Raw genomic sequence first — 23,057 nt, forward strand, 5'->3', positions numbered from 1 at the left:
AAAAAATCGAGCGAGCGCTCGATTTATACCCTCGCCGCCCGTTCCGCGCAAGAATGATTGGCGGCGCGAACGGTGGGCACGGTACCCAGGACCTGGGCAATCGCATCCGGCGGCGGGCCGGCAGGGCTCCGAAGTCAGGTTAAGAAGGGCGCCTATAAGCCCTCTCCCCCCTGGGGAGAGGGTTGGGTGAGGGGGCAGCGCGGGCGGAACGCCCGTGCCAGGGGATTGCCAAGGGGCAGTATGCCCCTTGGCGGCGCGCTAAGCGCGCCGGCCCCCTCACCCTCCCCACGCCTTCGGCGTGGGTCCCCTCCCTCTCCCCGGGGGAGCTAACGTATCAACATATCTCTGTGGACGTGCGGCAGGTTGCCTCGGGGTGAGGAAAACGCTGGCGGGGTGAAGGGGCGGTCTGATTCTGTTCGTGACGTTCTTTGAGCGAGGACGTGACGAATGGACAGTCTGTTGCAGGCGGTGGGGCGCTTTTCCGACCAGCGGCTGGAAAAAGGGGGCAGCGTTTGCTGCAACGTATGGTTGAGTGTTCGACCGTCTGTCTGCGCCGTTTGGCCGAGAACCGCGTCGAGGAGATGCGCTTCGGGCGCTGGCTGGCCAATCCCAAGGTGAGGCTGGCCGCGATGGAGCGCGAGCTCAACGAGCAGATCGGCCCGCGCGTCGCCGGCCTGCACGTTCTGGCCATCCAGGACACCAGCGAAATCAACTATCAGGCCCATGCCCGACGGACCCGCGGCCTGGGCACCGTCGGCAACGGCCGCGACCGGGGCCTGTTCGTCCATCCGGTCCTGGCGGTGGATGCCGAGAGCGGGGCCTGCCTGGGGCTGGTCGGCACCCAGGTCTACGCCCGCACCGAGGCCGCCGCTGCGAACTACCGGGACCTGCCGATCGAGAGCAAGGAGTCGCTGCGCTGGCTGCGCGGGGCCTTGACCGCCAAGCGCGCCCTCGGCCAAGCCCGGCAGGTCACAGTCATCGCCGACCGCGAGAGCGACATCTACGAGGAATGGGATCGGCTGCCGGGACCGGGGTTCGACCTGCTCACCCGGGCCTGTCGCGACCGGGCGCTGAGTGGCGGCGGCAAGCTGTTCACGGCCGCCGACGCCTGGCCGGTGGCGGGACGTCTGGAACTGGAGCTTCCCGCCCGCCCCGGCAAGCGGACCGAGCGCACGGCCACCGTGGAGGTGCGCTACGGCGTGGTCACGGTGAAGCGCCCCAAGCACGGTTCAGACCCCAGCGCCGCACCGACGGTGACCTTGAGGCTGGTCGAGGTGCGCGAAGCGGCCGCCCCACCCGGCGAGGAACCGGTGCATTGGCGTCTGCTGACGACGCATGCCGTCGACAGCTTGCAGGACGCCCTGCGGATCGTGCAGTGGTATCGTCGGCGCTGGCTGATCGAGCAGCTTTTCCGAACCTTGAAATCGCAGGGGTTGGATGTCGAGTCGAGCCAAGTGGAAAGCGCGGAGGCTTTGAAGCGCCTGATCGTCCTGGCACTCCTTGCCGCCACCCACATCCTGCAACTGCTCGGCGTACGCGACGGCTTGATGATCCGGCCATTGGACGACGTCTTCGCGGCCGGGCAGAGCGGCGTCCTGACGGCCCTGTTGCCCAGCCTGGAAGGGCGCACCGCCGCCCGCAAGAACCCCCATCCGCCGCACACGCTGGCGTGGGCAACCTGGATCGTCGCCCGCCTCGGCGGCTGGGATGGATACCCCAAGTCAGCACCGCCAGGACCGATTACCATCGCCCGCGGCTATGCCCGTTTCTCAACCCTGTGCGAGGGCGCTGCCCTCGCAAAGTACTTGTGTTGATAGATTAGCCGGGGGAGAGAGGGCCTTACGTCGCATACCGTCAACCTGACTTCGTTACCCTGGGTGGGCCGGTCGGCTCAGGCGGTGGACACTTGGTCGCGCAGCACCCGCTTGGTCACCTTGCCGTTGGCGTTGCGCGGCAGCGCGTCGCCCAGCAGGGTGACGTAGTCGGGCACCTTGTACTCGGCCAGATTGGCGCGGCAGAAGGCGCGCACGTCGTCTTCGGTCAGGCCGCCGGTCTTGGAGATGACGAAGACATGGATCTTCTCGCCCAGCACCGGATCGGGATGGGCGACCACCGCCGCCTCCACCACGTCCGCATGGCGGACCAGCAGATTCTCGACCTCCACGCTGTAGATCTTGTGGCCGCCGCGGTTGATGACGTCGTTCTTGCGGTCATAGAGCCGCAGATAGCCCTGCGCATCCACCGCGCCGATGTCGCCGGAGCGCCAATAGCCGTCGACGAAGCTGTCGCGGGTGGCATCCTCGCGGTTCCAATAGCCGCGGATGGTCATCGGACCGCGGATCCACACCTCCCCGCTCACCCCCGGCGGACATTCGCGGCCCCCCTCGTCGACGATGCGCAGGTCGCCGCAGGGCACGCACAGGCCGACCGAATCCAGGCAGGCCCGGGTGTGGCCGATCGGGACCACGCTGATGATGGTGGCGCATTCGGTGGAGCCGTAGGCGTTCAGCAGATGCAGCCCGGGCAGCCGCTCCGCCATCGCCTCCACCGTCGCTTCCGGCATCGGGGCGCCGCCGAAACCGCCGATCCGCCAGGACGACAGGTCGTAGCGGCTGAAATCGGCGCGCAGCAGGCAGAGATTGTACATGGCCGGCACCAGCACGGTGGTGGTCATGCGCTCCCGGCTCGCCAGCTCCAGGAAGCCGGCGACGTCGAAGGCCGGCATCATCACGGTGCAACCGGCGACGCGGATCATCGCCATGACGATGGCAACCAGCCCGGTGACATGCGAGGCCGGAACCGCCAGCACCGCCCGCTCGCCTTCGCGATAGTCCCAGCATTCCTCGAAATGCATCGCGGAGTGGATGATGTTGACGTGGGCCAGCAGCGCGCCCTTCGGCTTGCCGGTGGTGCCGGAGGTGTAGAGGATGACGGCGGTGTCCTCCTCCCGCTGCGGTTCCTTCGGGTCGGGAAGGGAGGCGCCGGCTTCCAGCAGTTCCTCGAAGGGGCGGCAGCCCTCCGCCGCGCCGCCGACGGAGAAGCGCGAGACCAGCGACGGCACCTCCGCGGCATCGGGCATCCGGTCGGCCAAACCTGAGTCGTGGACCAGGATTGAAGCGCCGCAGTCGTTCAGGATGCCAGCGATGCCCGGCCGCTGTTCCCGCGCGCTGACCGGCACCGCCACGATGCCGGCGCGCGCCGCCGCCAGCAGGGCGATCAGGAACTCCGCGCGGTTGGTCAGGACCAGCGCCATGCGGTCGCCCGGCCGCGCCCCTTGCGCCAGCAGGGCTGCGGCGATGCGCGTCACCAGCCCTTCCAGTTGCCCATACTTGTAGCGCCGCTCGCCATCGACCAGAGCCTCCCCATCCGGCCGCCGGGCGACGGCGGCGCGGAACAGGGCGTCGATGGTGGCGGGACGCTCCCTGTAGCATGGTACGAGACGCGTGCCGAAAAGCAGCTCGCGCCGTTTGGGAACGCCCGTTCCGTCCGGCCAGGCCATGCCCGTCCTCCCTGACGATTTCGTTGGATTGCCGGGCGGACAACCGGTGCCGCGGTGAGGATGCTGCGCGGGCTCACCGGTGCCGCCCTTGTCGGTATCGCAAAAACTATGTCATTCTATGAACTGAGTGTCAAACAGTGGCACCATCAGTGTAACCAACATTTTTCTGCCGTCTGCCGCGGGCACACTCCGCGCGCCCGATCCCACGCATCGAAGATCGCCAGCCGAACGGCCAAACAACCGGCTGAACAACCGGGAGGAACCCCATGTCGACCCCCCTTTACGTGACCCTCGCCGACAGCCAGATGCGTGTCTGGCGCAGCGGATCCGGCCCGGACCTGCTGGTCCTGCCCGGCCTGATCGAGGCCGCCTCCGTCCGTGCCGACCGGCTGGCGCAGGCCTTGCCCGGTTGGACCGTCACCGCCTTCGACCTTCCGGGAACCGGCGGGTCGGTCACCTGCTGGGCGGAGGACATCGCCGGGCTCGCCGGCCTGATCGCCGATGCCGCCGGCAGGCTCGGCCTGACCGGCTGCCCGCTGCTCGCCTTCGACCTTGCAGCCCCCCTGGCCCGCGCGCTACCCGCCGCCGGCTGGCGGCCGGACGGGCTGCTGCTGGCCGATGCCGCCGCGGCCGCCGGCTGGAGCGGCCGGGATCTGCGCCCCGCCCCGCTGACGCCGCGTGCCGACGGAACCCATCTGGCCGTGCTGTGGGCGCATCTGCGCGATGCCCATATCCTGGAGCCCTCCGACCCCAGCCATCCGGCCGCGACCGGCGCCCCCCTGCCCGGCCCCGCCGACCTGGACGCGATGCTGCGCACCGCCGCCGTCGCGCCGGATCGCTATGCCGCCCTGTGGTCCTTCTGCCTCGACGCCCTGCGCGGGGAGCCCGGCGAGGATGGGGAAGTCCGCGCCGACGGACTGGAAGGGATCACCCGCCGTCTCGCACCGATGGCCGCCGGCCGCCGGGACGCCGCTCCGCCGCCGCCGGCCCGGCCCTTCGCCGACCCGCTGCGGGTCTGGCACGATTACGCCGACACGCCCCATGGCCGCATCCATTTGCGCCGCGCCGGGCGCGGCCGGCCGCTGCTGGCCTTCCAGTCGGCGCCGGGCTCGTCGGCGCCGCTGCTGCCGCTGCTGCACGGGCTGGCGCCGGGGCGGGAGATCATCGCCCCCGACTATCTCGGCAACGGCGAGTCCGACAAGCCGGAGCGGACGGTGGACATCGGCGCGCTGGCCGACGACATGCTGGCGCTGGCCGACGCGCTGGGCCTGGACGAGTTCGACCTGTGGGGAACCCACACGGGCGCCCTGGTGGCGCTGGACCTGACGGTGCGCCATCCCGAGCGGGTTGGCCGCGCCGTGCTGGAGGCGCCGGTGCTGATTGCCGCCGACTTCAGCGCCGACATCCTCGACCATTATTTCCCGCCGATCGCCGCCGATCGCTGGGGGCTGCATCTGCTCCAGGCCTGGAACATGCGGCGCGACATGTTCCTGTTCTGGCCGTGGTACCGGCAGGAGCGCGCCGCCGCCCGCGCCATCGGCGTCCCTGACGCGGCGGTGCTGCATGACTGGACCATGGGGCTGCTGGCGAGCGGCGGCCATTACGACCGCTCCTACCGCGCCGCCTTCCGCTACGATACGCGGGCGGCCCTGGTGCGCCTGACCCGTCCGGCCCTGATCTGCGCCGGCCCGGCCGACATGCTGGTCGAAGGGCTGGCGGAAGCCCGGACGCTGGCGCCTGCGGGGACGACGGTCATACCGACCCCGGCCACCGTCTGGTATCCCGGCCAGGGGGCCCAGGCGGTGCGGGACACCATCGGCTGCTACGCCGCCTTCCTCGACGGAGCGCTGGGGGCCGCGAATCCGCACCCGGTGTCATAAGGCGATACCGCGGTGATCCACTCCCGCTGCCCGCCTCAGCCGCCGATGGCGGACTGGGCGCGGGCGGCGCGGTGCAGCGGCGGGGCCGACAGTGAATGGAGGTTGGCCGAAATCTCCCGCACCGCGTCGCGCATCTCCTCCAGGAAATTGGGCTGGCCGTTGCGGACGATGTGGGGGGTCAGGCCGGTCAGGCTGACCGCGGCGATCAGCCGGCCGTCCGGCTCGAACAGCGGCATGGCGATGGCGGCCAGCCCTTCGATCACGTCGTCGATCGCCACCGACCATCCCCGCCGCCGCACCTCCTCCAGTTCCCTCGCCAGCTCACCGGGGTCGGTGGTGGTGTGGGGCGTCAGGCGGGTCGTCCCGCGGGCCAGCACGCGGTCGACCTCCGCCTCCGGCAGATAGGCCAGCAGCACGCGCGGCGCGGCGCCGCAATTCATCGGCAGCTGTCCGCCGACGATCCACCAGCGCACTTCCACCGAGCGGTCGCTGTGGAACTGGTCGAGGCAGACGGCCGACCCGTCGTGGTAGACCGACAGGAACACCGTGCTGCCGGTCGACTTCGCCAGCCGCGACAGGATGGTGGAGGCGATCTGGCGCAGGTCGCGGCGTTCCGGCACCGCCCCGGCCAGCTTCAGGATCTCGAGCCCCAGGCTGTATTTCTGGCTCTGCGCGTCGAAGGCGGCGAAGCCGTCCTGCACCAGAGTCAGCAGGATGCGCCGTGCCGTCCCCTTGTCGAGCTTCGCCGCACCGGCGACCTCGGTCAGGGTCAGCGTCGGGCCTTCCTGATAGAAGCTGCGCAGCACGGCCAGGGCCCGCGACACCGCGCGGACGCTGAGACCGTTCTTTTCCGTGGCCTGATCCACGCCCTGGTTGTCGTCCTGTCCGGTGTCCATACGTCGAAGCCCCTTATGGATGTCCCGCATCTCTGGTCCAGGCGGAAGTCCTGCCCTCCGCACAGCCGGCGGAAGACGGCAGACCCATGGTCATCCCGCCGCGGTAGCGGCGCCGGCTAGCATTGAAGGTCGGCGCGGAGTTCCGCAACCCCTTTCCACCGTCCCTAACGCGATGCGCCGTCCGTGTCAAACAGTGACACCAATTTTGCCTGTTGACACGATCCAGCGCAAATGGTTTCCTTGGCAAACAAACAAAACGAGCCAAACAGAACAAGCGCGCCCCACCGCCTCTGCGGATGGCAGGCGCCCCATGCTCCGGCACGCCGTCGTCCCCTGATTTCCCGGACCGGCCGCCGGCATCCTGCACGAGGGGAGGACTATGCACACCATCGCCCTTGGTGCGTTCACGGTCACGCGGATCGAGGAAATGCTGACGCCGGGCTTCGACCCCGGCTTCCTGTTTCCGGCCTACGATGAGGCGATCCTGACCCGGAACCCCGAACTGGCCGAACCGAATTTCCTCGACCCGGCATCAAAGCGCCTGATGTCGAGCATGCACAGCTGGCTGATCCGCACCGACCGCCATGTGATCCTGGTCGACACCGGCTGCGGCAACCACAAGGAACGCCACACCCCCGGCTTCGAGCGCTTCCACATGCTGGACAAGCCCTATCTGCGCAACCTCGCGGCAGCGGGCGTGCAGCCGGAGGACGTGACGCTGGTCATCAACACCCATCTGCACATCGACCATGTCGGCTGGAACACCCAGCTGGTCGACGGGCGCTGGGTCCCGACCTTCCCCAACGCCCGCTACATCTACGGCGCGCAGGAATTCAAGCACTGGCGCAGCCCGGAAGGCGGGCTGATCGGCATGCCCGGCAACGGCCCGGTGATGGAGGACAGCGTCCTGCCGGTCTGGGAAGCCGGACAGGTCGAGCTGATCGAGGACGGCGACCGCATCCTCGACGGGCTGTCGGTGGAGCTGGCCCCCGGCCACACCGCCGGCCAGATGTTCGTCCGGCTGGAGTCGGACCGGCACGCCGCCTACTTCACCGGCGACTGCCTGCACCAGCCGATGCAAGTAGCGCGCCCCGACTGGAACAGCCGCTTCTGCGAGGATCAGGCCCAGGCGATGGCGACCCGCCGCCGGCTGCTGGACCACGCGGCCGACCGCGGCGCCCTGGTCTTCCCCGCCCATTTCGGCGCTCCCCACACCGGCTTCGTCCGCCGGACGGCCGAGACTTTCCGGTTCGAGCCGCTCGCGGCCTGATAAATCAGAGGGACATCCCATGAGCATCGCCGCCCTCGACGGCCCGGCCACTCTAATCGACACCCTGCGCACGGCGCTCGGCCCCGACGGCCTGCTGGATGACGAGAAGAGCCGGAATTTCTACGCCAACGACGTGTTCTGGCAGCCGGGCATCGCGCCGCTCGCCATCGCCCTGCCGCGCGACCGCGACGCGGTCGCCGCCTCCGTGCGCGCCGCCCATGAGGCCGGGGTGGCGGTGGTGCCGCGCGGCGGCGGCATGTCCTACACCAAGGGCTATCTGCCCGAAGGCCCGAATTCGGTCGTCATCGACAGCCGCCGGCTGAACCGCATCGTCGAGCTGAACACCGACAGCCTCTATGTGACGGTGGAAACTGGCTGCACCTGGGCGGCGCTGAACGAGGCGCTGGAGGGCACCGGGCTGCGCACCGGCTATTGGGGGCCGCTGTCGGGCATCAACGCCACCATCGGCGGCGCCCTGTCGCAGAACAGCGCCTTCTTCGGCTCCGCCCTGCACGGCACCGTGGCGGAGAGCGTGCTGGGCGTCACCGTGGTGCTGGCCGACGGGCGCACCGTCACCACCGGGTCGGGCGGACGCGTCGGCACCAAGCCCTTCACCCGCTCGGGCGGTCCCGACCTGACCGGCCTGTTCCTGGGCGACAACGGCGCCATGGGCTTCAAGGTGGCGGCGACGCTGCGGCTCCACCGCCGGCCGGAGCACACCGATTTCCTGTCCTTCGGCTTCGCCACCATGCAGGCGATGGCTGCCGCCCAGGTGGAGATGGCGCGGGCGCGCTGCGTGTCGGAAGGCTTCGGCATCGACCGCACCAAGGTCGAGCATTCGGCCAGCGTGAACAAGCTGTCGGATGGGCTGAAGACGCTGGGCAACGTGGCGAAGGCCGGCAAGTCGCTGTTCCAGGGCGCCAAGGAGGCGCTCAGCGTCGCCACCGCCGGTACCGCCTTCCTCAAGGACCACAACTTCACCCTCCATCTGGTGGTGGAGGGGCGCAGCGAGACCCAGCTGCGCGAGGCGATGCAGATTGTGCGCGAGATCGGCGCCCGCCACGGCAAGGAGATCGAGAACAGCGTGCCCAAGGTCATGCGCTCCAAGCCCTTCGGGCCGGTGCGCGGCATGCTGGGGCGCGAGGGCCAGCGCTGGGTCCCGATCCATGCCATCTTCCCGCTGGGCGACGCCGACACGGTGGTCGCCGCCAACGACGCCTTCTTCGCGGAGAAGCGCGGCTTCATGGAGCGGCACGGCATCATCTATTCGGTGATGACCATGACGGTCGGCAACGACTTCTTCCTGGAGCCGGCCTTCTACTGGACCGACGAGATCACGCCGCTGCATGCCGCCAGCCTGGGCGACGAGGTGGTGAAGCCCTGGCGCGACCGCCCGGCCAACCCGGCGGCGCGCAACGCGGTGGCGGAACTGCGCCGCGCGACGCAGGAACTGTATTGCAGCCTCGGCGGCGTCAGTTGGCAGGTCGCCCGCGACTATCCGTTCCGCGAGATCGTGACCCCCGAAACCTGGTCGCTGCTGGAGGGCGTCAAGCGCGCCGTCGATCCGCAGGGGCTGATGAATCCCGGTTCCCTCGGCCTCGGCCGCTGAGGACCGGGAGCGGAGACATCCACGCCATGGGCTACACCATCACCGAGAAGATCCTGGCACGCGCGGCGGGACTGCCCGCGGTGCGCGCCGGACAGGACATCAAGGCGAAGCCGGACTTCGTGCTGGCCTACGACTTCCCCGGCTACACCGACGTCTATTTCAAGACGATGAAGGAGGATTTCGGCATCGAGCGGGTGGCCGAGCCGGAACGCTTCGGTATCTTCATCGACCACATGGTGCCGACCGCCACCGCCAAGGAGGAGGAGCTGCACATCAACACGCGCAACTGGTGCGCGGAGAACGATGTGCCGCTGTTCGAACGGCACGGCATCGGCCATCAGGTGGCGGCCGAGGTCGGCTATGCGACGCCGGGCGCCTTCGTCGTCCATTTCGATGGCCATGTCAGCCAGCTCGGCACCTTCGGCACGCTCGCCATCGGGCTGCGCCGCAACGTGATGGAAGCCTTCGTCAGCGACACGGTGTCGATCCGCGTGCCCGATACGGTGCGGGTGAACCTGCGCGGGTCTTTGCGGCCCGGCGTGATGGCACGCGACGTCTTCCATCATCTGGTGCGGCGTCTGGGCCCGAGTTCCTGCCGCTTCCAGGTGCTGGAGCTGGGCGGGCCGTCGGTGGCGGCGATGTCGACCGAAGGGCTTCAGACCATCACCGGACTAGCCATGTTCACCGGCGCCCTGACCGCCATCGTCAATCCCGACCCGGTGCGGCTGGACTACGCCCTGCCGCGCGCCCGCAAAAAGCTGGAGCCGGTGTCGAGCGATCCGGACGCCCACTATTCGGCGGTCCACGACATCGACCTGTCGGATCTGGAACCGATCGTCGTCGTCCCGCCGACCCCGGCGGATACCCGCGACCTGACCGAGTTCCTCGGGCTGGAGATCAATGCCGGCTATCTCGGGTCCTGCGCCTCGGGCCGGCTGGAGGATCTGCGGGCGGCGGCCAAGGTGCTGGAAGGCCGGCGGGTCAAGACCGGCGTCTCGCTGCACATCGTGCCGACCAGCCAGGAGCTGATGGCGGCGGCGGCGCGCGAGGGGCTGGTCTCCACCCTGGTGGAAGCCGGGGCCTTCGTCTCCTCCCCCAGCTGCGACTATTGCTTCGGCCGCATCGCGACGATGACGGCGGGCCAGCGCGCGGTATCGACCGGCACGCTGAACGTCCGCGGCCGCATGGGCAGCCCGGACTCCGAGATTTACCTCTGCAACGCCGCGGTGGTCGCCGCCTCCGCCATCGAGGGCCGGATCGCCGATCCGCGCCCGTACCTGTGAGGGCCGCCATGACGATGCCTGTTATGCGGGGCCGCGTCGCCTTCATCTTCGATGAGGTGAATTTCGACGTCGACCAGATCGTCGGCGTCAAGAACATCAAGATCACCGACGTGGCCGAACTGGCGCAGGTCGCCATGCAGGCCTACGATCCGGACTTCGCCCTGTCGGTTCGGCCGGGCGACCTGCTGGTCGGCGCCGACAATTTCGGCTACGGCCACCCGCACTACCCACCGATGAAGGCGATGCGCCATCTCGGCGTCAACGGGGTGATCGCGGAGTCCTTCTCGCCCGGCTACTGGCGCGGCGAGGTCAGCATGGGCTTCCCGCAGGTCAGCTGCCCCGGGATCCTCGGCTTCGTCCGGCGCTGGGACGAGATCGAGGTGGACTGGGCGGCGGGCGTGGTCCGCAACCACACCCAAGGCACCGAAATTCCCTTCGAGCCGCTGCCGCAGGCGGATGCCGAGATGATCGAGGCCGGCGGCCTCGTCCCCTTCCTGAAGCGGCAGGCGGCCCAGCAACGCGAACAAAAGGACCATGCCAATGTCTCGGGGATCTGAATTCCGCAACCGCATCCTGGCGCAGAAGACCGTCTGGTCGGCCGGCGCCTATGACGCCCTGTCCGCCCGCTTCATCGAGGCGGCCGGCTTCGACGCGCTGATGACCTCGGGCTTCGGCGTCTCGGCCTCCTTCCTCGGCCAGCCGGATGCCGAGCTGTACACCATGTCGGAAAACCTGACGGTGGTCCGCAACGTGGTGTCGGCGGTCAACGTCCCGGTCATCGCCGACATCGACACCGGATACGGCAATGCCATCAACGTGATGCGCACGATCCGCGAGTTCGAGGCGTCGGGCGTATCGGCCGTCATCATGGAGGACCAGGTGGCGCCCAAGCGCTGCCCGATCTGCGTCGGCGGAGTCGAGGTGATCCCGATGGACGAGGGCGTCGCCAAGATCCAGGCGGCGGTCGAGGCCCGGCGCGATCCCAACATGCTGATCATCGCCCGCACCGACGTGGTCGATCCAGCCGCCGCGATGGAGCGCGGACGCGCCTATGTCGCCGCCGGCGCCGACATGATCCAGCCGATCAGCAAATGCTTCAAGGACATCGACGGCTTGCGCGCCATGCGCGAGGCGGTCGGCGTGCCGCTGTCGCTGCAGCTGCTCGGCTGGCTGGAAAAGCTGTCGGCCGACGAGGTCGAGGAGGTGGCCGGCATGGCGACCTACGCGCTGGTGCCGCTGATGACCGTCGCCTCGGCGCTGAAGGAGAATCTGGCGGCGCTGGCCGAACGCCGCTCCACCCGCGACCTGCCGCGTCCGGTGACCGACCACAACAGCTTCATCGACTTCATCGGCTTCCCGCAGATCGAGGAATTGCAGAAGCGCTTCCTGAAGACCGCCTGACGATCCCTTGCCGGCGGGCATCACCCGCCGGGGCCAAGGGCAACGCAAAAGACGACCAATCCACGGAGGAACCCCATGTTCGGTAGGCGCACTCTCCTTGCCGCCGCGGCGGCCCTGGCCCTGACCCTTCCCGCCTTCGGCGCACAGGCGCAGCAGCCCCCGGTCCGCATCGCCCTCATCGGCCCGATGAGCGGCACCGGCGCCTTCGAAGGCCAGCTCGGCCTGGAGGGCGCGCAGGCGATGGCCGCGGTGATCAACGCCAAGGGCGGCGTCGCCGGCGGCCGCAAGATCGAGCTGCTGACCTACGACGACAAGGGCTCCCCCGAGGATGGCGTCAGCGCCGCCAAGCGGGCGATGGAGCAGGACAACGTCGACATGATCATCGGCGGCTGGTTCAGCGCCGTCGCCCTGTCGATGAAGGAAGTGACGCGCGACAAGATCATCACCGTGATGACCAGCTCCCAGCACCCGAAGGTGACGGAGGAGGGACACAAGTACCTGTTCCGCCTCAACGCCACCTCGGCGATGATGTCGGAGTTCTATTCAAAGGCGATCTGCGAGCGGATCAAGCCCAAGTCCATCGCCTTCATGAACGTCAACGACGACTGGGGCCGGCTGGAGCTGGACAACTACACCAAGCTGCTGACCGGCTGCGGCATCGAGGTGAAGGGGCACGAGTTCTACAACCGCACCGACACCGACTTCACCACCGCGCTGACCAAGCTGAAGTCGCTGAACGCCGACGCGATCTATGTTGCGGCGATCAACACCTCGCAGGGGGCGACGATCTACCGGCAGATCAAGCAGACCGGCTATCGCGGCAAGGTCATCGCGTCGGCCGGCAACATGAACCCGAAGCTGGTCGAGCTGTCCGGCAACTCGCTGGAGCAGGTCTATTCCGCCTCGCCCTTCACCGAGGACGGCGCCGCCCCGTCGCTGAAGCCGTGGCTGGACGAATACCGCAAGGACTACAAGAACGACCCGTCCTTCATCGCCGCGCTCGGCGCCCAGGCGGTCCAGACCCTGGCCTTCGGCATCGACGCCGCCGGCGGCGACCCGCGTGCCTACGACAAGATCGCCGCGGCCCTGAAGTCGCAGGCCGTCCCGACCGTGATGGGGGAACTGCGCTTCTCCGACAAGGGCCAGGCAAGCCAGGCGATCCATCTGGTGCAGGTCCAGAAGAAGCAGATCGTCAGCGTCCGGGATTAACGAGCGGCAGCGAAAGCCCTCTCCCCCTTCTTCCCCCTCTCCCCCCCGGGGAGAGGGTCGGGGTGAGGGGGACGCACAGCGAGGATTCTCGGGAAAATCCCGCCACGCCACCCCCTCACCCTAACCCTCTCCCCGGGGGGGAGAGGGAGCGCCAGGAAAGCCCCCCGACAGGAAGATTCGACATGGATTTCACCGTCTTCGCCCAGCAGATCGCGAACGGCCTGGTCAACGGGATGGCCTATGTGCTCATCGCCACCGGGCTGACGCTGGTCTTCGGGGTGCTGCGCATCGTGAATTTCGCCCATGGCGAGTTCTACATGCTCGGCGCCTACATCACCTATTTCGTCGGCACCCTGTTCGGGCTCGACTACATCGCGGCGGCGGCGATCTCGGCCGTGGTGGTGGCGGGGCTCGGCGTCGCCGCCAACAAGCTGATCTTCTGGCCGCTGCGCCGCGACCACGAATTCACCATCCTGCTGTCCAGCCTGGGCCTCGCCCTGCTGATCGCCAACGGCGGCGAGCTGCTGTTCGGCGCCGACCCGAAATATGTCGAGAGCCCCTTCGCCGACGAGGTGCTGGAGATCGGCACGGTGACCCTGACCCAGCAGCGCGTGCTGGTCTTCGCCGCCGCGGTGGTGGCGCTGGTCGCGGTCTACCTGTTCATCCGCTATTCGCGCTTCGGCAAGATGATGCGGGCGACGGCGCAGAATCCGGACGGCGCGGCGCTGACCGGCATCAACATCGGGCTGGTCCACACCTACACCTTCGCGCTCGCCTGCGGGCTGGCGGCGCTGTCGGGGGCCCTGGTCGGCCCCACCGTGATGATCTTCCCGACCATCGGCAACTGGGCGGTGCTGAAGGGCTTCATCGTCGTCATCATGGGGGGTCTGGGCAGCGTCACCGGCGCCCTCTTCGCCGGCCTGCTGCTTGGCGTCATCGAATCGCTGGGCGGCGGCTACATCTCCCTCGGCTTCATGGAGGCGATCGGCTACGCGATGATCATCGCGGTCCTGCTGTGGCGCCCCAACGGCCTGTTCAGCACGGCGCGGGGTCTGCGATGAACACCACCTCTCATGGGCATTCCCTGGGCCAGCCCCTGGCAATCGCCGGCGGCATCGCCGCCCTGGCGGTCCTGCCCTTCCTGGCCGGCAACGCCTATCTGGAGCATCTGCTGGTGCTGTGGATGCTGTATGCGCTGCTGGCGCTCAGCCTCAACATCGTGATCGGCTATCTCGGCGAACTCACCTTCGGCCATGCCGCCTTCGTCGGCGTCGGCGCCTACACCTCGGCGATCCTGTCGACGCAGCTGGGGCTGCCGCCGCTGTTGGGCCTGCCGCTGGCCGGGCTGGTGGCGGCAGGGTTCGGGCTGGTCATCGGCTATGCCGCGCTGCGGGTGGTCGGGCCGCAATTCGCCATCCTGACGCTGGGCTTCGGCGCCATCCTGTTCACCATCACCAACCATTGGGTGGACCTGACGCGCGGGCCGATGGGCATCACCGACATCCCGCCGATGGCGATCGGCCCGCTGGCCTTCGACAGCGCCCGCCCGACCTATTATCTGGTGCTGGCGCTGGTGCTGGCGACCGCCTGGCTCTGCCACGCGCTGGTCGGCAGCCGCACCGGCCGCGCCTTCCTGGCGGTGCGGGAGAATGCGCCGCTCGCCGCCTCGCTCGGCATCAACGTCTTCCACACCAAGCTGCTGGGCTTCGTCGCCGCCACCGCCATCGCCGGCATCGGCGGCGCCATCTACGCCCACTACATCCGGGTCATCACCCCCGACATCATGGGCGTCCACAACGTCGCCGCCCTGATCATCGTCGTCATCATCGGCGGGCGCGGCACCATCCTGGGGCCGATCCTGGGGGCGCTGGTCTATATCGGCCTGCTGGAATCGCTGCGCGTCGCCGGCCCGCTGCGCATGGTCATCTTCGCGGCCCTGCTGACCGGCACCGTCGTCTTCCTGCCGGGCGGGCTGATCAGCCTGTGGCAGCGCTGGCGCAACGCCCACAAGTCGGAGAACAATCTGCCGGCCACGCCCACCGGTCTGCCCAGCACCGAGGGAGGTGCGAAATGAACTCACCCGCTCAAGAAATTCTGGCGGTCAGCAACCTGACCCGCATCTTCGGCGGCCTGACCGCGGTGCGCGACGTCACCATGACGGTCCAGGCCGGCGAGGTGGTCGGGCTGATCGGGCCGAACGGCGCCGGCAAGACGACGCTGTTCAACATGCTGGGCGGCTCGCTGCCGCCCTCGTCCGGCAGCATCCGCTTCGCAGGCACCGACTGCACCGGCGCGCCGTCGCATGTCATGGGCCAGCGCGGCGTGTCGCGCACCTTCCAGATCACCAGCCTGTTCCCCAGCCTGACCGCGCTCGACAATGTGCGCAGCGCCGCCTTCCGCACCACGCGGGCCGGCTGGGGCGCCGCCATCCTGCGCAGCCCCGCCTACCGGCGGGAAGAGGCGGAGCTGCGGCGCAAGGCGCTGGAGATCCTGGAGTTCTGCGACCTCGACCACCGGGTCGACACGCTGGCCGACGCCATGTCCTACGGCGAGCAGCGCCGTCTGGAGATCGCCATCGCGCTGGCCGCCGCGCCGCGCCTGCTGCTGCTCGACGAGCCGGCCGCCGGCATGAACCCCGAGGAAGGCCAGCGGCTGGTCGAGATGATCCGCCGCATCCGCGCCCGCGGCGTCACCGTGCTGCTGGTGGAGCACCACATGCGCGTGGTCGCCAGCGTCTGCGACCGCTTGGTGGTGCTCGACCATGGAGTGAAGATCGCCGAAGGGCCGCCGGCCCAGGTGCTGAACGACGCGGAAGTGATCCGCGTGTATCTGGGACGGGAGCCGGTCGATGCTTAAGGTCGAAGGTCTGAAAGTCCGCTACGGTCACCGCGAGGCGGTGCACAACGTCTCCCTGACCGTCGAGGACGGCGAGCTGGTCACCCTGGTCGGCTCCAACGGCGCCGGCAAGACGACGACGCTGAAGGCGATTTCCGCCCTGCTGCGGCCGAGCGGCGGGACGATCACCTTCGACGGCGAGCGCATCGACCGGCTGGCGCCGCATCAGGTGATCGAACGCGGGCTGGTCCATGTCCCGGAAGGCCGCCAGCTTTTCCCCGAGATGACGGTGCTGGAACATCTGGAGCTGGGCGCGCTGCGCGGCCGGCCCGGCAGCATGGGCTTCGCCGAGCGGCTGCGCTGGGTCTACGAGCTGTTCCCCATCCTGGCGGAACGCCGCACCCAGAAGGCCGGCACCATGAGCGGCGGGCAGCAGCAGCTCGTCGCCTTCGGCCGCGGCCTGATGGCCAACCCGAAATGCCTGATGCTGGACGAGCCGACGCTGGGGCTGGCGCCGATCATCGTCGACACGCTGGCCGACACGATCAAGAACCTGCACGGCACCGGCATCACCATCCTGCTGGTCGAGCAGCGGGTGGATCTGGCCCTGCGCCTGGCCGACCGCGCCTATGTGCTGGAAACCGGGCGGGTGGTGATGGAGGATTCCGCCCAGACCCTGCTGGCCGATCCGCGCATCAAAACCGCCTATCTCGGGCTGTGACGGGCATGTCCGGCATGGAGGTGGTGGAGCGGGCGCGGGCGATCCTCGGGCCGGCGCATGTGCTGTCCGATCCGACCGACACCGCCCCTTTCCTGGCGGACTGGCGCGGGCGCTACCGCGGGGCCGCGCTGGCGGTGGTCCGCCCGGCCGATGCGGCGCAGGTCGCGGCCATCGTCCGGCTGTGCGCGGAGATCGGCACCCCGCTGGTGCCGCAGGGCGGCAACACCGGCGTGGTCGGCGGCGCCATTCCCGATGCGACCGGCCGCAGCCTCGTCCTCAGCCTGTCGCGCCTCAACCGCATCCGCGAGACCGATCCCGTCGGCGACAGCCTGACGGTGGAGGCCGGCTGCACCCTGGCCGCGGTCCAGGCCGCCGCCGAGGCGGCCGACCGGCTGTTCCCGATGAGCCTGGGCAGCGAGGGAAGCTGCCAGATCGGCGGCACCATCGCCACCAACGCCGGCGGCACCGCCGTCCTGCGCTACGGCCCGATGCGCGACCTCGTGCTCGGGCTGGAGGTGGTGCTGCCCGACGGCACGCTGTGGAACGGGCTGCGGGCGCTGCGCAAGGACAACACCGGCTATGCCCTGAAGCATCTGTTCATCGGGGCGGAGGGCACGCTGGGCATCGTCACCGCGGCGACGCTGAAGCTGTTCCCGCGTCCGCGCAGCGTCGCCACCGCCTTCCTCGCCCTGCCCTCGCTGGAAGCCGCCCTGCGGGTGTTCGCCCGGTTGCGCGGCGCGCTGGGCGACCGGGTGACCACGGCGGAAATCCTGTCGGAACCGCAGCTCGCTTCGGTGCTCGCCCATGTGCCCGGCACCGGCCGGCCGCTCGCCGCCGTCCTGCCCTGGTATCTGCTGGTCGAGGTCACCGACCCGTTGGCCGGCCTGGAGCTTGCCGAGAGGCTGGAGGATCTGCTGGCGGAGGGGCTGGAGGACGGCAGCGTCGCCGACGCGGCGGTCGCCCGCAGCCAGGCCCAGGCCGCTGCGATGTGGAAGCTGCGCCACAGCGTGTCGGAAGCCAACCGCAAGAGCGGCATCGTCGTCGGCCACGACACCGCGGTGCCGGTCGCCCGCATCCCCGACTTCGTCGCCCGCGCCACCGCGGCGGTCGCGGCGGTGCGGCCCGATGCCCGGGTGGTGGCGGTGGGGCATATCGGCGACGGCAACATCCATCTGGTCGTCCTCCTGCCGGAAAGCCTGCGGGCGTCGGCCGAGCCGCTGGACGCCGTCGCCCAGGCGATCAGCGCCGCGGTCCACCGCGAGGCGATCGCCCTCGGCGGCACCATCAGCGCCGAGCACGGCATCGGCCAGGGCATGCGCGACGCGCTCGCCGCCTTCAAGGGACCGGCGGAGATGTCGCTGATGCAGGGCATCAAGCGCCTGTTCGATCCGCAGGGGCTGATGAACCCCGGCAAGCTGGTGGCCCCGGCCCCCGACTGACCGCCACCCGTCGGCATTACGAGGTCGCCGCCGGTGTGCCATCCCGCCCCATCGATCACGGTGGCGGCATCGGCCCGGGTGCACGCCCTCATCCGATCCCGGCGACCGGCCAAGGACGCCCCATCCACCGGGTGGGGCATCTCCTCTGCGCATCCCTGTCAGCTTGCCGGGTTGCGCGCCATGACGATCCAGGTCGCGCCGTCGATCATCACAAGCCGCTCACCGGGACGGCCCGCGAAGGCAGCACGAACCGCGGCCGAAGCGCGGGCACGGATGTCGTCGGGCTGATCGGCGAGAACGCGCGACAGCGGGCCGACCTCGAGCGTCGTCTCCACCGCGTCGTCGATCGCTGCGTCCCGCGTCGCGCCCTTGCCGAACGGGACGGAAGCATCGAAGGGTGTGATGGCGATATCGGTGAAGCCCGCCAGCGTCAGGATGCGCGCCACCCGCTCCCGGTCGCCGAACGAGAATGGGCCGGGGGCTTCGGGATCGGGCGGCGCCAGCGGCGGGACGATGCCCTTGATCGCGCCCATCGGCAGGCGCACCCAATCATTCTCGGCCATGCCGCGCCAGCAGACGAAAACGACCCGCCCGCCCGGCCTGAGCGCACGGCGCATATGAGCGAACGCACCCGTCGGATCGTCGAAGAACATCACGCCGAAGCGCGAGAACAGGATGTCGAACGCGCCTTCGGGCAACTCGGCGCTGCTGGCGTCGGCCACCTGGAACAGGACGGGCGTATCCTGGGGCGCCAGCGCGCGCGCTCTGCCGATCAGCGGCTCGGATATGTCCACGCCCAGCACATGGCCCTCCGCGCCGACGCGGGCGGCCAGATCCAGACTGGACGCGCCCGCGCCGCAGCCGATGTCCAGCACGCGCTCGCCCGTCGCGGGCGCGGCGGCTTCGATCGCGGCTTGGCCGAACACCGCCAGCATGGCGTCGAGCCGGGCCTGGTGGGCGGCCCAGCGCTCCCCGCTTTGGTCATTCCAATCGGCGACCCGATCGGCATCGTGCTGTGCCATGACGTAGCCTTGTTCTGATTCGTTTTTGCCTACGGCGCCGTCGCCTTTGGTGGACGATCGGATTCACGCTGCAAGTCGATTCCGATTTCACGCGATCCGATCTAGGCGATCCCGCCTCCGCCAGCGATCAGGCGCCGGACTTCGACGGACAACCGCGCCCGCGGCAACCGGGGAAGGGAATTCTTGCCCTCAAACCAGCATCGATTGCTGGGCGAAGATACCCGCCATCGCGCCCTGCCAGGATGCGGTGGTGACCGAGGGCATGAGGGGATTGGCGAGGTCGCCGGCGGCGTAGATGCCGGGCATGCTGGTTTGGCGGCGCTCGTCGGTCTTGAGGGCGATGCCGACGGGCGTATCGGCCGTGGCGAGACCCAGTGTTTCATGCAGGCTTGCGGACGGCTTGTTGCGCGGATGGGCGAACAGGATGTCGACGTCGACATTGGGGCCGGTATCGAGCTTGACGGTGGCATCATGGCCCCCGTGACGGGCGATTTCGGTGATCCGGCCATCAATGACGGGTATCCCGCGGTGCGCCAGGTCGGCCTGGATATCGGGTGCAATGTCGTGACCATCCGCGAAGACCGTCAACCTGTCGGTCCAGTCGCGGAACAGCCTGACCTGATTGTGCGACTGCGGGCCGGACCAGACGAGGCCCCAATGCTGGCCGGCGACTTCGAAGCCGTCGCAATAGGGGCAGGGCACGATGGATGTGCCCCAGCTTTCGGCAAAGCCCGGAACATCGGGCATCTGGTCGACGACGCCATAGCTCAGGATCAGGCGGCGCGCCCCAAGGCTTTCGCCAGTGCCGGTGAGGACGCAGAAATTGTCGATGGCGCCGGAGATGCCGTCGGCCCGGACACTGGCCAGCCTGACCGTGGGATACCGTGTCAGCTGCCGCCGCGCCTCGGCCAGGATGTCCAGCGGTGGCTTGTGGTCGTGGCCGAGCAGGCCATGCGAGTGGCCAGCGAAGCGATTGCGCGGCAGGCCGGTATCGAGAACGGTGACCTTGCGGCGGGCACGGCCGAGCTGCAGGGCGGCGGCGAGGCCGGCAAAGCTGCCGCCGATGATGATGACGTCATCCATGGTGACGGAATCCGTATTGTGGATGGAGGGGGGCGGCCTGGGGAAATTCGCTTTGGCGGGCAGCTGAAGCCGGCCCAGTGGCTTGCGCCTTTCGGATACTGCATGGTATCGTAATGCAGGAATTTGGATACTGTCAAGTACCGGAATTGCGATGAGCGAAAAAAGCACCCAGGCCCGGCGGGGTCGGCCCGCCAACGAGGCGCTTGGCCAAACGATCGTCGACGCAGCATACGAACTCTTTATGGAGCTGGGTTTTCAAGCGACCACCTTGGACAAGGTCGCCCAGCGGGCGAAGGTATCCAAGCTCAGCATCTATCGGCACTTCGAGAGCAAGGAGGCGCTGTTCGGCGCGGCCATCGCGGCCCGCTGCCATCGGTTCGCACCACAGGTCTTCCTTGATGGCGTCGGCGGCTCGGCCGAAGAACAGCTGATGGCGGCGGGATCATCCCTGCTTCGCACGCTGTTGAGCCCCGACGTCCGCGGTGTCGAAGCCATGGTCATGGCCGACAAGACAAATCAAGAGTCGTTGAGCAGGCTCCATTACGAAGCCGGTCCCGCCCATGTCATCGCCCAGATCGAAACCCTGTTGCGGCAGTTGCACGCGAAGGCACTTCTGAACGTGCCCGATCCGCTCCGGTCCGCCCGCTTGTTTGGGGCACTTTTCAAAGGATCCGATTTGCTGATCATCGCACGCTTCGATCAGGCGCGAGCAGAGGACGGCGACGAAATCGAATCCTATTGCCGGTCGGCCGTCGCCATGTTCATCGCCGCGCACGGCGGCAACGGCCACGCCGGCGGATAAGCGTCCGTTTGCTCCGGGCAGCTTGGTCGGGACCGTCGTCCAGGCGCTTCGTCACATTGGGTCGGCGCATGCGGCCCAGGCGAGTTCCCGCTGGTGGTGCCGATCGATCGGCCCGAGAGCCGCCCAGCCTTGGATTTCCTGTGCCATTGCTCCCCGCCCCCCAATGACGTCCACTGTTACGTGAAGGATTCGGAAGTCAAACGCTTAACGGAGCACGACCGGGGCAGGCTTCGGACGTCATGGTAAGCCGGCCCTGCGGGATGGCGGAGTACACGCTCTCACCGTGTTCCCGCATCCCGGACAAGCTGGCCGCTTTCGTGTAGGGACCCCTTGGCCGGGATGACGAAAGTCCTCTTACGGGAATTCGGCTTTCATATCCGATCGCCTTGCCGTGGCCCTTGAATTCCGGCGCGAATCCGGCCATGGTCGGCGAACCATGACGTCTCCTGTCCACCATATCCGTGCTCTTCTGCGCGCCGGCCGTGTCCACGCAGGCACGCCCGCCCCGGATCTGGTCGCCTGAGGCAAGGCTCCCGGACCGTCCGGGGCCACCATACTTCGACGATTTCCGCACAATCGAGATAGCCGCCCCGGACCGCAGGACTGCGGCATCCGGGCAGTTGCGCAGGATCGCTGCCGGCCGAAGAGGCGCCCACCGGGAGGCGCGCCCGGCCGCCGCATCCCGCGCCCATCGGCAACCATGGGAAACCCACGATGCGTTCCGCAGGCCAATTTCCGCCCATCGTCCTCACCGCGACCGATCACGACCGGCTTTCCAGCCTGGCCGAAGCCGTCGCCGAGGGGGCGCCCGACGTCTACGATTACCTGTCCGCCGAATTGACCCGCGCGGTGGTGGTCGATGCCGGCGAGATCGCCCCGACGGTCGTCACGATGGGCGCGCGCGTGACGTTCCGGGACGAGACGGCGATGCAGGAGCGGACCGTCACCCTGGTCTATCCGCAGGAGGCCGACATCGCGGCCGGACAGGTGTCGGTGCTGACCCCCGTCGGTGCGGCGCTGATCGGCGTCGCGGAGGGGCAGTCGATCACCTGGTACACCCGCCAAGGCGAGGCGAAGACCCTCAGCGTCCTGCAGGTCGAGCATCCCGTGCAGGGCGCCGGCGCCGCCGCCGTTCCTCCGATCTGAGGCGGGCGCTTCGGGCCTTTCCCGCCGGACGCGCGAAATACGGCGGCGCCCCGCTACGCGACGGGGGAACCGGACCTCGAAGACCGTCTTCGAGGCGCGGCTCCCCCGGCCTGCCGCTGTCCGGGCATGCCGACATGCCGACCTCCCGGACGGTCGCCCGATCTCTGGTCTCCATCGCCCCCGGGCGAAATCCGTCCGCAGGCTGGGTTCCGCACCGAAGCCGCGGCAATGCGGCTACCGCTGCCTCTCGACCAGGGCATTCGCATAGGCGGCCTGGGCGCGCAGGATGTGCTGGGACAGCAGTTCCCCGAGCAGCGCCGCATCCCGATGTTCGAACGCCTCGATGATGCGGCAGTGCTCGCCGAACGACAAATCCTGCTGATCGCTGTGCGGCACCGAGAGATGGGCGCGCAACGCCGCCACCCGGCCGGAGATCGTCCGGTAGGCGTTCGCCAGATGCACATTGCCGCAATGGTTGACGAAGCTTTCGTGGAAAACGGTGTCGGCGCGGGCATAGGCCTTGGTATCGCCCGCCTCGCGCGCCGCGCGCATCGCCTCCAGGGCGGCGGCCATGTCGTCCCGCGTCTCCGTCGGCGCCCTCTCCATGCAGCGTTCCAGCGCGCTGGTCTCCAGCAGCAGGCGGAAGGAGGCGAGCTGTTCGACGTCCTCCAACGTCGGCTGGAAGACGAAGGTCCCCTTCTTCGGCACGATCACCACCAGCCCCTGCTGCTCCAGCCGGGTCAGCGCCTCGCGCATCGGGGTGCGGCTGACGCCGAGCGACAGCCCCACCGCATCCTCCGACAGGGCCTGGCCGAAGGACAGCTCTGCGTTGACGATGGCATCGCGCAGCCGCTCCTCGACGATCGTCGACAGGGGCTTGGGAAGCTCGATCTGCAAGCGGGGTATCATTGTCTGTTCCACGGTCCGCCGGTTGCGCGCGCCCTGTCAGGCCTTCATCGGGC

The 23,057-nt window shown here is 68.8% G+C and carries 20 protein-coding genes; 15 read left to right on the forward strand and 5 right to left on the reverse strand.

Going from position 1 to position 23,057, the window contains the following annotated elements; all coding sequences use genetic code 11:
* Window positions 1-524 precede the first annotated feature (524 nt).
* Window positions 525-1,814 carry an IS4 family transposase gene (locus JHL17_RS04525; RefSeq protein WP_200190865.1) on the forward strand — a complete coding sequence of 430 codons (1,290 nt, stop codon included), beginning with the start codon at window positions 525-527 and terminating at the stop codon, window positions 1,812-1,814.
* 77 nt (window positions 1,815-1,891) lie between these two features.
* Here JHL17_RS04525 and JHL17_RS04530 read toward each other — a convergent pair whose 3' ends face one another.
* A complete protein-coding gene (locus JHL17_RS04530; protein WP_200190866.1) occupies window positions 1,892-3,499 on the reverse strand; it encodes a class I adenylate-forming enzyme family protein in 1,608 nt (535 codons plus the stop codon).
* Between the two features lie 266 nt (window positions 3,500-3,765).
* Between JHL17_RS04530 and JHL17_RS04535 the strand changes: the two genes are divergently transcribed.
* Window positions 3,766-5,379: an alpha/beta fold hydrolase gene (locus JHL17_RS04535; protein WP_200190867.1), complete on the forward strand. Its 1,614-nt coding sequence runs from the start codon at window positions 3,766-3,768 to the stop codon at window positions 5,377-5,379.
* 35 nt (window positions 5,380-5,414) lie between these two features.
* Here the strand turns inward: JHL17_RS04535 and JHL17_RS04540 are convergent, their stop codons facing one another.
* A complete protein-coding gene (locus JHL17_RS04540; RefSeq protein ID WP_200190868.1) occupies window positions 5,415-6,275 on the reverse strand; it encodes an IclR family transcriptional regulator in 861 nt (286 codons plus the stop codon).
* 379 nt (window positions 6,276-6,654) lie between these two features.
* Here JHL17_RS04540 and JHL17_RS04545 point away from each other — a divergent pair, with 379 nt between their 5' ends.
* The 11 genes from JHL17_RS04545 to JHL17_RS04595 all read left to right on the forward strand — a co-directional run bounded on the left by JHL17_RS04545 (window position 6,655) and on the right by JHL17_RS04595 (window position 18,042).
* Window positions 6,655-7,545: an MBL fold metallo-hydrolase gene (locus JHL17_RS04545; RefSeq protein WP_200190869.1), complete on the forward strand. Its 891-nt coding sequence runs from the start codon at window positions 6,655-6,657 to the stop codon at window positions 7,543-7,545.
* Between the two features lie 19 nt (window positions 7,546-7,564).
* Window positions 7,565-9,154, forward strand: coding sequence for an FAD-binding oxidoreductase (locus JHL17_RS04550; protein ID WP_200190870.1), 1,590 nt, complete (start codon window positions 7,565-7,567; stop codon window positions 9,152-9,154).
* Between the two features lie 26 nt (window positions 9,155-9,180).
* A complete protein-coding gene (locus JHL17_RS04555; RefSeq protein WP_200190871.1) occupies window positions 9,181-10,437 on the forward strand; it encodes a 3-isopropylmalate dehydratase large subunit in 1,257 nt (418 codons plus the stop codon).
* 8 nt (window positions 10,438-10,445) lie between these two features.
* The gene (locus tag JHL17_RS04560) at window positions 10,446-10,994 is read left to right on the forward strand and encodes a 3-isopropylmalate dehydratase small subunit (RefSeq protein WP_247893312.1); all 549 of its coding nucleotides are present in this window, start codon (window positions 10,446-10,448) and stop codon (window positions 10,992-10,994) included.
* On the forward strand, window positions 10,978-11,838 hold the full coding sequence (locus JHL17_RS04565; RefSeq protein WP_247893313.1) for an isocitrate lyase/PEP mutase family protein: 861 nt from the start codon (window positions 10,978-10,980) through the stop codon (window positions 11,836-11,838). The genes JHL17_RS04560 and JHL17_RS04565 overlap by 17 nt, the downstream gene beginning before the upstream one ends.
* Before the next feature lie 75 nt (window positions 11,839-11,913).
* On the forward strand, window positions 11,914-13,047 hold the full coding sequence (locus JHL17_RS04570; protein WP_200190873.1) for an ABC transporter substrate-binding protein: 1,134 nt from the start codon (window positions 11,914-11,916) through the stop codon (window positions 13,045-13,047).
* 182 nt (window positions 13,048-13,229) lie between these two features.
* A complete protein-coding gene (locus JHL17_RS04575; RefSeq protein WP_200190874.1) occupies window positions 13,230-14,108 on the forward strand; it encodes a branched-chain amino acid ABC transporter permease in 879 nt (292 codons plus the stop codon).
* Entirely contained in the window at window positions 14,105-15,121 is a 1,017-nt protein-coding gene (locus tag JHL17_RS04580; RefSeq protein ID WP_200190875.1) for a branched-chain amino acid ABC transporter permease, read from the forward strand. The genes JHL17_RS04575 and JHL17_RS04580 overlap by 4 nt, the downstream gene beginning before the upstream one ends.
* Window positions 15,118-15,903: an ABC transporter ATP-binding protein gene (locus JHL17_RS04585; RefSeq protein WP_200190876.1), complete on the forward strand. Its 786-nt coding sequence runs from the start codon at window positions 15,118-15,120 to the stop codon at window positions 15,901-15,903. The genes JHL17_RS04580 and JHL17_RS04585 overlap by 4 nt, the downstream gene beginning before the upstream one ends.
* A complete protein-coding gene (locus JHL17_RS04590; protein WP_109050988.1) occupies window positions 15,896-16,603 on the forward strand; it encodes an ABC transporter ATP-binding protein in 708 nt (235 codons plus the stop codon). The genes JHL17_RS04585 and JHL17_RS04590 overlap by 8 nt, the downstream gene beginning before the upstream one ends.
* A 5-nt stretch (window positions 16,604-16,608) precedes the next feature.
* On the forward strand, window positions 16,609-18,042 hold the full coding sequence (locus JHL17_RS04595) for an FAD-binding oxidoreductase (protein ID WP_247893314.1): 1,434 nt from the start codon (window positions 16,609-16,611) through the stop codon (window positions 18,040-18,042).
* Between the two features lie 158 nt (window positions 18,043-18,200).
* On the opposite strand, the gene JHL17_RS04600 is transcribed toward JHL17_RS04595, so the two are convergent.
* Together JHL17_RS04600 and JHL17_RS04605 are read right to left on the reverse strand one after the other, a co-directional pair.
* Window positions 18,201-19,064, reverse strand: coding sequence for a class I SAM-dependent methyltransferase (locus JHL17_RS04600; RefSeq protein ID WP_200190877.1), 864 nt, complete (start codon window positions 19,062-19,064; stop codon window positions 18,201-18,203).
* 189 nt (window positions 19,065-19,253) lie between these two features.
* Window positions 19,254-20,147 (reverse strand): NAD(P)/FAD-dependent oxidoreductase, encoded by an 894-nt coding sequence (locus JHL17_RS04605; protein ID WP_200190878.1) that lies wholly within the window; start codon window positions 20,145-20,147, stop codon window positions 19,254-19,256.
* A gap of 151 nt (window positions 20,148-20,298) precedes the next feature.
* Between JHL17_RS04605 and JHL17_RS04610 the strand changes: the two genes are divergently transcribed.
* Window positions 20,299-20,949 carry a TetR/AcrR family transcriptional regulator gene (locus JHL17_RS04610; RefSeq protein WP_200190879.1) on the forward strand — a complete coding sequence of 217 codons (651 nt, stop codon included), beginning with the start codon at window positions 20,299-20,301 and terminating at the stop codon, window positions 20,947-20,949.
* 714 nt (window positions 20,950-21,663) lie between these two features.
* A complete protein-coding gene (gene rnk, locus JHL17_RS04615; RefSeq protein ID WP_200190880.1) occupies window positions 21,664-22,095 on the forward strand; it encodes a nucleoside diphosphate kinase regulator in 432 nt (143 codons plus the stop codon).
* Between the two features lie 234 nt (window positions 22,096-22,329).
* On the opposite strand, the gene JHL17_RS04620 is transcribed toward rnk, so the two are convergent.
* Complete coding sequence (locus tag JHL17_RS04620) at window positions 22,330-23,004, reverse strand: GntR family transcriptional regulator (protein ID WP_200190881.1); 675 nt, start codon at window positions 23,002-23,004, stop codon at window positions 22,330-22,332.
* Window positions 23,005-23,057: the final 53 nt, after the last annotated feature.

Source organism: Azospirillum endophyticum (assembly GCF_016595245.1).
GTDB classification, from domain to species: Bacteria; Pseudomonadota; Alphaproteobacteria; order Azospirillales; family Azospirillaceae; genus Azospirillum; species Azospirillum endophyticum.

Excerpts from the sequence above, each read along its gene's own strand:
- JHL17_RS04545 (WP_200190869.1), top strand. The coding sequence starts at position 6,655 with ATGCACACCATCGCCCTTGGTGCGTTCACGGTCACGCGGATCGAGGAA.
- JHL17_RS04570 (WP_200190873.1), top strand. The coding sequence starts at position 11,914 with ATGTTCGGTAGGCGCACTCTCCTTGCCGCCGCGGCGGCCCTGGCCCTG.
- JHL17_RS04590 (WP_109050988.1), top strand. The coding sequence starts at position 15,896 with ATGCTTAAGGTCGAAGGTCTGAAAGTCCGCTACGGTCACCGCGAGGCG.
- JHL17_RS04540 (WP_200190868.1), bottom strand. The coding sequence starts at position 6,275 with ATGGACACCGGACAGGACGACAACCAGGGCGTGGATCAGGCCACGGAA.
- JHL17_RS04605 (WP_200190878.1), bottom strand. The coding sequence starts at position 20,147 with ATGGATGACGTCATCATCATCGGCGGCAGCTTTGCCGGCCTCGCCGCC.
- JHL17_RS04555 (WP_200190871.1), top strand. The coding sequence starts at position 9,181 with ATGGGCTACACCATCACCGAGAAGATCCTGGCACGCGCGGCGGGACTG.
- JHL17_RS04530 (WP_200190866.1), bottom strand. The coding sequence starts at position 3,499 with ATGGCCTGGCCGGACGGAACGGGCGTTCCCAAACGGCGCGAGCTGCTT.
- rnk (WP_200190880.1), top strand. The coding sequence starts at position 21,664 with ATGCGTTCCGCAGGCCAATTTCCGCCCATCGTCCTCACCGCGACCGAT.
- JHL17_RS04580 (WP_200190875.1), top strand. The coding sequence starts at position 14,105 with ATGAACACCACCTCTCATGGGCATTCCCTGGGCCAGCCCCTGGCAATC.
- JHL17_RS04525 (WP_200190865.1), top strand. The coding sequence starts at position 525 with ATGGTTGAGTGTTCGACCGTCTGTCTGCGCCGTTTGGCCGAGAACCGC.
- JHL17_RS04620 (WP_200190881.1), bottom strand. The coding sequence starts at position 23,004 with ATGATACCCCGCTTGCAGATCGAGCTTCCCAAGCCCCTGTCGACGATC.
- JHL17_RS04585 (WP_200190876.1), top strand. The coding sequence starts at position 15,118 with ATGAACTCACCCGCTCAAGAAATTCTGGCGGTCAGCAACCTGACCCGC.
- JHL17_RS04550 (WP_200190870.1), top strand. The coding sequence starts at position 7,565 with ATGAGCATCGCCGCCCTCGACGGCCCGGCCACTCTAATCGACACCCTG.
- JHL17_RS04600 (WP_200190877.1), bottom strand. The coding sequence starts at position 19,064 with ATGGCACAGCACGATGCCGATCGGGTCGCCGATTGGAATGACCAAAGC.
- JHL17_RS04560 (WP_247893312.1), top strand. The coding sequence starts at position 10,446 with ATGACGATGCCTGTTATGCGGGGCCGCGTCGCCTTCATCTTCGATGAG.
- JHL17_RS04610 (WP_200190879.1), top strand. The coding sequence starts at position 20,299 with ATGAGCGAAAAAAGCACCCAGGCCCGGCGGGGTCGGCCCGCCAACGAG.
- JHL17_RS04535 (WP_200190867.1), top strand. The coding sequence starts at position 3,766 with ATGTCGACCCCCCTTTACGTGACCCTCGCCGACAGCCAGATGCGTGTC.
- JHL17_RS04595 (WP_247893314.1), top strand. The coding sequence starts at position 16,609 with ATGTCCGGCATGGAGGTGGTGGAGCGGGCGCGGGCGATCCTCGGGCCG.
- JHL17_RS04575 (WP_200190874.1), top strand. The coding sequence starts at position 13,230 with ATGGATTTCACCGTCTTCGCCCAGCAGATCGCGAACGGCCTGGTCAAC.
- JHL17_RS04565 (WP_247893313.1), top strand. The coding sequence starts at position 10,978 with ATGTCTCGGGGATCTGAATTCCGCAACCGCATCCTGGCGCAGAAGACC.